This is a genomic window from Actinosynnema sp. NPDC023658, from assembly GCF_040639995.1.
Taxonomy (GTDB): Bacteria; Actinomycetota; Actinomycetes; order Mycobacteriales; family Pseudonocardiaceae; genus Actinosynnema.
Map to the genome: position 1 here is coordinate 1 of NZ_JBFAAX010000326.1, position 6508 is coordinate 6508.

Annotated in this window: 9 protein-coding genes; all 9 read left to right on the forward strand. The window is 74.3% G+C overall.

Annotated features, from left to right (window positions below):
- The coding region (locus tag AB0G02_RS25375) for a class F sortase (RefSeq protein ID WP_360798102.1) at positions 1 to 521 on the forward strand (521 nt) is incomplete at its 5' end.
- A gap of 66 nt (positions 522 to 587) precedes the next feature.
- The gene (locus AB0G02_RS25380; RefSeq protein ID WP_360798104.1) at positions 588 to 1754 is read left to right on the forward strand and encodes a polysaccharide deacetylase; all 1167 of its coding nucleotides are present in this window, start codon (positions 588 to 590) and stop codon (positions 1752 to 1754) included.
- A gap of 118 nt (positions 1755 to 1872) precedes the next feature.
- Positions 1873 to 1968, forward strand: coding sequence for a pyrroloquinoline quinone precursor peptide PqqA (pqqA, locus tag AB0G02_RS25385; RefSeq protein WP_360453379.1), 96 nt, complete (start codon positions 1873 to 1875; stop codon positions 1966 to 1968).
- Between the two features lie 121 nt (positions 1969 to 2089).
- Positions 2090 to 2761 carry a pyrroloquinoline-quinone synthase PqqC gene (gene pqqC / locus AB0G02_RS25390; protein ID WP_360798116.1) on the forward strand — a complete coding sequence of 224 codons (672 nt, stop codon included), beginning with the start codon at positions 2090 to 2092 and terminating at the stop codon, positions 2759 to 2761.
- A gap of 10 nt (positions 2762 to 2771) precedes the next feature.
- Positions 2772 to 3041, forward strand: coding sequence for a pyrroloquinoline quinone biosynthesis peptide chaperone PqqD (gene pqqD / locus AB0G02_RS25395; protein ID WP_360798106.1), 270 nt, complete (start codon positions 2772 to 2774; stop codon positions 3039 to 3041).
- A complete protein-coding gene (gene pqqE / locus AB0G02_RS25400) occupies positions 3034 to 4104 on the forward strand; it encodes a pyrroloquinoline quinone biosynthesis protein PqqE (protein ID WP_360798108.1) in 1071 nt (356 codons plus the stop codon). Before pqqD ends, pqqE begins: the two co-directional genes overlap by 8 nt.
- A 13-nt stretch (positions 4105 to 4117) precedes the next feature.
- Entirely contained in the window at positions 4118 to 4993 is an 876-nt protein-coding gene (gene pqqB, locus AB0G02_RS25405) for a pyrroloquinoline quinone biosynthesis protein PqqB (protein WP_360798110.1), read from the forward strand.
- Between the two features lie 59 nt (positions 4994 to 5052).
- Positions 5053 to 6330, forward strand: coding sequence for a sensor histidine kinase (locus AB0G02_RS25410; RefSeq protein ID WP_360798112.1), 1278 nt, complete (start codon positions 5053 to 5055; stop codon positions 6328 to 6330).
- Positions 6282 to 6458, forward strand: a complete 177-nt coding sequence (locus AB0G02_RS25415; RefSeq protein ID WP_360798114.1) for a hypothetical protein — start codon at positions 6282 to 6284, stop codon at positions 6456 to 6458. The genes AB0G02_RS25410 and AB0G02_RS25415 overlap by 49 nt, the downstream gene beginning before the upstream one ends.
- The last annotated feature ends 50 nt before the right edge of the window (positions 6459 to 6508 follow it).

Genomic DNA, 6508 nt, shown 5'->3' on the forward strand with positions numbered 1-6508 from the left:
ACCTGCCCGCGGCCCCGGCTCCGGGGACCACCGCGGCCGATCCCCCGCCGCCCGCGCAACCGCCCGCCCCACCACCCGCGCAGCGGCCCGGGACGGTGCGGCTGCCCGAGGGCGGGTCGGCCACGCTCGTGCGCGAGGAGGTCACCGCGGACGGCGCGCTGCCGATCCCGGAGGGCGTGGGCGAGGCGACCTGGTGGGGCGTGGACCTCGGCGCGGCCGAGGGCGCCACGGTGCTCGCCGGGCACGTGAACTGGAAGGGCGTGACCGGGCCCTTCGACGAGCTGTGGCGGGCGGCGGTCGGGCAGGACGTGACGGTGGTCGACACGGCGGGCCGGTCGTTCGCGTTCCGGGTCAGCCGGGTGGAGGCGGTCCGCAAGGACGCCCTGCCGTCGCGGGCGGTCGAGCTGTTCGGTCCGCGCGGCGCGCACCGGCTGGTCCTGGTGACGTGCGGCGGTCGGTGGGTCGGCGGGCAGACGGGGTACGAGGAGAACCAGGTCGTCACCGCGACCCCGGTGTCCTGATCGGCCACCCGCAGCGGTCACGTCACCAAGAGGCAACCTCCGGCTACCCCGGGTCGTCCTGTCTGTGTGAAGCGATGGGGCCGGCTGAGCACGGGCGTCGCGCTGGCACTCACCCTGGTGGTGCTGGCCGTGCTGGGTGCCCGCGAACCAGAACCCGGGCACGACGTGGGCGAGCTGGCCGCGCCGCTGCCGATGGCGCCGCGCACGACCAGCAGCTCGGGCACCGCCGCCGCGCCGACCGTGCCGCCCGCGGCCTCGCCGCCGGCGTGGATGCGGCGGATGCAGCCGGGCGAGAGGCCTCCGCAGTTCGTGCTGTTCTCGTTCGACGGCGCGGCGTCCAAGCCGCACTGGGACCGGATCATGCCGCTGGCCAAGCAGGCCAACGCGCACGTCACCGGCCTGCTGTCGGGCGTGTACCTGGTGGCCGACGCCGACGCCGACAGCTACGCCGGTCCCGGCCACGACCGCGGCACGTCGTCCATCGGCTTCGGCGGCACCCGCGCGGACGTGGCGCTGCGGATCGAGTACCTCAACGCCGCCCTGGCCGCGGGGCACGAGCTGGGCACCCACTACAACGGGCACTTCTGCGTCGGTGACGAGCCGCACGTCGGCGTGTGGAACACCGACCAGTGGAACAACGAGCTGGACCAGTTCTTCGCGATCGTGGAGAAGGCCAGGCAGCAGGGGTTCAAGCTGGACCCGGCGACCGTGCGCGGCGGCCGCACGCCGTGCCTGGAGGGCGACTGGGGGCAGGCGTTCCCGGCGATGCGCGGGCACGGCATGGCCTACGACACCAGCCACGTGAGCCTCGGCGTGGCGTGGCCGTCGGTGCAGAACGGGATGTGGGAGTTCCCCATGCCGGAGGTGCGCGTCCCGGCCCTGGGCAGGCAGGTCGTGATGATGGACTTCAACCTCTGGTACGCGCTCAACGGCGCGAAGGACGAGCCCGACAAGGCCAAGGCGGCCGAGTACACGACGGTCGTGCTGGACACCTACCGGTCGGTGTACCAGGCGGCGTTCAACGGCAACCGCGCGCCGATGGTGATCGGCAACCACTTCAACGAGTGGGCGGGCGGCGCGTTCAGCAACGCGGTCGAGGGGTTCCTGGGCGAGGTGTGCGTCAAGCCGGAGACGGTGTGCGCCACCTACACCGAGGTGATCCAGTGGATGCAGTTGCAGGACCCGGTGGTGCTGGAGCAGCTCAGGCGCATGCCCGCCGCGCTCAACGAGTAGCGCCCGACAGGTGGGTTCCGCGTCCGGCGCGGTCCACGACTAGCGCGCCCACGGCCACACCCGCTACGCTGGGTCACCGCCGCCCCACGGAGAAGCACCGACATCCGAGGAGTAGCGCATGACCACCGAGCCCGAGAAGCGCCCCTGGGTCAAGCCCGATTTCCGGGACGTCGACACCCCGATGGAAGTCACCGCTTACGCAGCTCGGGGCTAGCCACCCGTCGTGCCCCTCCGGCCGCGTCGGAGGGGCACGGCGCCCGTGTACCGAAGGGTGCCCTCCCGCCGTGCCGAACGCCGTGACGCCCGACCTCACGACCCCCACCACCACCGAGGCCCTGACCGAGGCCGAGTTCACCGCGCGCCTGCGCGGCCTGTCGGACCGCTACTGGGACCGGCACCCGTTCCACCTGCGGCTGCACGAGGGCAGCCTGCGCAAGGACGAGCTGCAGCTGTGGGCCGCGAACCGCTGGTACTACCAGCGGGCGATCCCGCGCAAGGACGCCGCGATCCTGGCCAACTGCCCCGACGTGGAGGTCCGCCGGGTGTGGCGGGAGCGGATCGTCTGGCACGACGGCAACGGGCCGGGCGAGGGCGGCGCGGAGAACTGGCTGCGGCTGGCCGAGGCCGTCGGCCTGTCCCGCGAGGAGGTGCTGGACGAGCGGCACGTGCTGCCCGGCACGCGGTTCGCCGTGGACGCCTACGTGACGTTCGCCCGCACCCGGCCGTGGGTGGAGGCGGTGGCGTCCGGGCTGACCGAGATGTTCTCCCGCGGCCTGATGGCACGCCGGCTGGTGGACATGCGCGAGCACTACCCGTGGATCGCGGAGGAGGGCTTCACCTACTTCACCACCAGGCTCCAGGTGATCGCGGACGAAGGGATGTCCACTTTGGACATCGTGGTGCGCAACTGCCGCACGCGCGAGCAGCAGGAGGCGGCCGTCGCCGCGCTGGCTTTCAAGTGCGACGTGCTGCGGGCGGTGCTGGACGCCGTGGACTACCACTCATGACGGGCCGGGCGTGACCGGGCCGGGCGCGGTGCCGCGCCTGCGCCGGGGCGTGAAGACGGCCTACGACGAGACCCGGGGCAGCCACGTGGTGCTGTTCCCGGAGGGCGTGCTGGTGCTCAACGAGACCGCCGCGGCGGTGGTCGCGCTGTGCGACGGGCGCACGTCCGTGGACGGCATCGCGCGCAAGCTCACCGAGCGGTTCGACGGGGTGGAGGCGGACGACGTGGCCGAGCTGGTCGAACGGCTGGTGGCGCGGCGGGTGGTGGACGTCGATGGGTGAGGCGCCGGGGGCGGACGCCCCCTTCGGCCTGCTCGCGGAGCTGACCCACCGGTGCCCGCTGCGGTGCGGGTACTGCTCCAACCCCGTGGACCTGGTCGGGCGCGGCGACGAGCTGGACACCGGGCAGTGGTGCTCGGTGTTCGACCAGGCCCGCGCGCTGGGCGTGCTCCAGGTGCACCTGTCGGGCGGCGAACCGCTGGCGCGCAAGGACCTGCCGGAGCTGGTCGGCCACGCGGCCGGGCTCGGCTGCTACGTGAACCTGGTGACCAGCGGGCTGGGCCTGACCCGCGACCGGCTGGCGGACCTGCGCGGTGTGGACCACGTGCAGCTGTCCGTGCAGGACGCCAACGAGGCCGGGGCGAACAGGATCGCCGGGGTGAAGGCGTTCGAGCCGAAGCTGAGGGCCGCCGAGGCGGTCCGGGACGCCGGGCTGCCGCTGACCGTGAACGTGGTGCTGCACCGGCTGAACCTCGACCACGTGGGCGAGCTGGTCGCGCTGGCCGAGCGGATGGGCGCCGACCGGCTGGAGCTGGCGAACACCCAGTACTACGGCTGGGCGCTGCGCAACCGGGCCGCGCTGCTGCCCACCCGGGAGCAGCTGGCGGGGGCGGGCGAGGTGGTCGCGGCCGCGCAGGCCCGTTCAGCCATGGAGATCGTGTACGTGATCGCCGACTACCACGAGGCGCACCCGAAGCCGTGCATGCACGGGTGGGGCGCGCGGCAGCTGACCGTGGCGCCCGGCGGCGACGTGCTGCCGTGCCCGGCGGCGGGCGTGATCGACGGGCTGGGGGTGGAGAACGTCCGGGACCGGTCGCTGGCCGACATCTGGTACTCGTCGCCCGCGTTCACCGCCTTCCGCGGCTTCGACTGGATGCGGGAGCCGTGCCGCTCGTGCGCGCGCCGCGAGCTGGACTTCGGCGGGTGCCGCTGCCAGGCGTTCCAGCTGACCGGTGACGCGGCGGCCACCGACCCGGTGTGCACGCTGTCGCCGCACCGCGGGCTGGTGGACGCGATCCTGGCCGGCGGTCCGGCCGAGGTGGAGCACCGGACGGTGGTGCGGTGAGGACGGGCTCGAGGTGAGGGCCGTGGTGCTCGGCACGGCCGCCGGCGGCGGGGTGCCGCAGTGGAACTGCGCGTGCGGCCCGTGCTCGGCGGTGCGGGCCGGTGAGCTGCCCGCGCGCACGCAGGACGCGCTGGCGGTCACCGGTGACGGCGTGGGCTGGTGGCTGGTCAACACCTCGCCGGACGTCGGCGCGCAGCTCGCCGCCACGCCCGCCCTCGCGCCCGGTCCCGGTCCGCGGGACACGCCGGTGCGCGGTGTGCTGCTCACCGATGCCGAGCTGGACCACACGCTGGGCCTGGCGGTGCTGCGCAACGCGCCCGGCCTGCGGGTCCACGCGCCCGAGGCCGTGCTGCACGCCCTCATGCCCACGCGGGAGGTGCTGGCGACCTACGGCGAGTGGTCCTGGCGGCCGGTGGAGCCGGAGCGGCCCTTCGTGCTCGACGGCGGCCTGGAGGTCACCGCGTTCCCGGTCAGCGGCAAGCGGCCCCGCTACGCCGCCGCGTCGTCCGCGCCCGACCCCTGGGTGGTGGCCTACCGGTTCCGCGACCCGGCCACCGGCGGCGCGCTGCTGTACGCGCCGTGCCTGGCGTCGTGGCCGCCGGGGTTCGACGCGCTGGTGGCGGAGGCGGACGTGGTGCTGCTGGACGGCACGTTCCACGCGCCGTCGGAGATGGGCGCGGCCACCGGGAGGTCGAGCGGGCAGGCGGCGATGGGCCACCTGCCGATCGCGCACAGCCTGCCGCGGTTGGCCGCCCACCCGACCACCAGGCGGATCTACACGCACCTCAACAACACCAACCCGGTGCTCGACCCGGCGTCACCGGAGCACGCGGAGGTCACCGGGGCGGGCGCCGAGGTCGTCCCCGACGGCACGGTGATCGAGTTGTAGCGCGCATTGGGGGGTTAGACCCACCGCCACCGCCGGGCCCGGCCGGGAGAATCGCCGCCATGACGGACCACGACCTCGTGCGGGACGCCGGTGCCCGGTTGGCGCAAGCGGGGCTGGGGCTGGCGCGGACGCCGCTGTGCGCGGTGGGCCTCGTGCTGATCCCGTTGCAGCTCTACGCGTACCCGCTGATCCTGGTGACCATCGGCGTGCCGTTGCTGCTGCTGTTCACCGCGTTGGCCCGCCGCTACACCGGGTTCTTCCGCCGGTGGGCGGGGCGGGTGCTGGAGTCGGAGATCCCGGCCCCCTACCGGGTGCCGGCCAACCGGGGCCCGATGACCCGGGTCCGCACCGTCGCCACCGACCCCGCGACGTGGCGCGACCTGGCGTTCCTGCCGGTCAACGCGATCGTCGGGATCCTCTGCGGTGTGCTGCCGGTCGGCCTGCTGGCCAACGGCCTGCTCGGGTTCGTGGTGCCGCTGATCTGGCTCGACCACGGGCTCGTCGAGTACGGCCTGCTCAGCTACGACACCCCGGGCAACTTCGTGCTCGCGCCGCTGCTGGGCCTCGCTTTCCTGGTGCTCGCGTGGTGGGCGATCCCGCGCGCCGCCCGGCTGCACGCGAAGGTCGCCAGGTGGCTGCTCGCGCCGAGCGCCACGGCCACGCTGACCGACCGGGTGCGGGTGCTGGCCGACTCGCGCGCGGACACCGTCGACGCGCAGGCCGCCGAGCTGCGCCGGATCGAACGGGACCTGCACGACGGCGCCCAGGCCAGGCTGGTGGCGCTGGGCATGAGCCTGGGCATGGCCGAGGAGCTGCTGTCCCGCGACCCGCGGGCGGCGCAGGAGCTGCTGGCCGAGGCCCGCCAGTCGTCCAACCAGGCGCTGTCCGAGCTGCGCGCCCTGGTGCGCGGCATCCACCCGCCGGTGCTGGCCGACCGGGGCTTGGACGGCGCGCTGCGCGCGTTGGCGCTGGCGCACCCGCTGCCGGTGGAGGTGGACCTGGAGCTGGCCGGGCGGCCCGAGGCGCCGGTCGAGTCGGCCGCCTACTTCGCGGTCGCGGAGGCGTTGACGAACGTGGCCAAGCACAGCGGCGCGAGCAGCGCCTGGGTGCGGGTGCGGCACGAGGGCGGCAGGCTCGGGGTGATGGTCGGTGACGACGGGCGCGGCGGCGCGGTGGCGTCCGACGACGGCGGGTTGCGCGGGATCGAGCGCCGGCTGGCCGCGTTCGACGGCACACTCGGCATCGCGAGCCCGGTGGGCGGGCCGACCATCGTGACCATGGAGCTGCCGTGCGAGTTGTCCTCGGTGAAGACCTCGTCCTCCTCCGGGACGGCCTGATCCGGCTCCTGAGCGCCTACGGCTTCGACGTGGTGGAGGCGGTCGACTCCGGTCCCGCCCTGCTCAAGGCCATGGTCGACCACCGCCCGGACGTTGGGGTGGTCGACGTGCGGCTGCCGCCGCCGTAGACCGTCGAGGGTGTGCGGGCCGCGATCGAGGCCCGCAAACGGGGGCCGGG

Excerpts from the sequence above, each read along its gene's own strand:
- pqqA (WP_360453379.1), top strand. The coding sequence starts at position 1,873 with ATGACCACCGAGCCCGAGAAGCGCCCCTGGGTCAAGCCCGATTTCCGG.
- AB0G02_RS25410 (WP_360798112.1), top strand. The coding sequence starts at position 5,053 with ATGACGGACCACGACCTCGTGCGGGACGCCGGTGCCCGGTTGGCGCAA.
- pqqE (WP_360798108.1), top strand. The coding sequence starts at position 3,034 with ATGGGTGAGGCGCCGGGGGCGGACGCCCCCTTCGGCCTGCTCGCGGAG.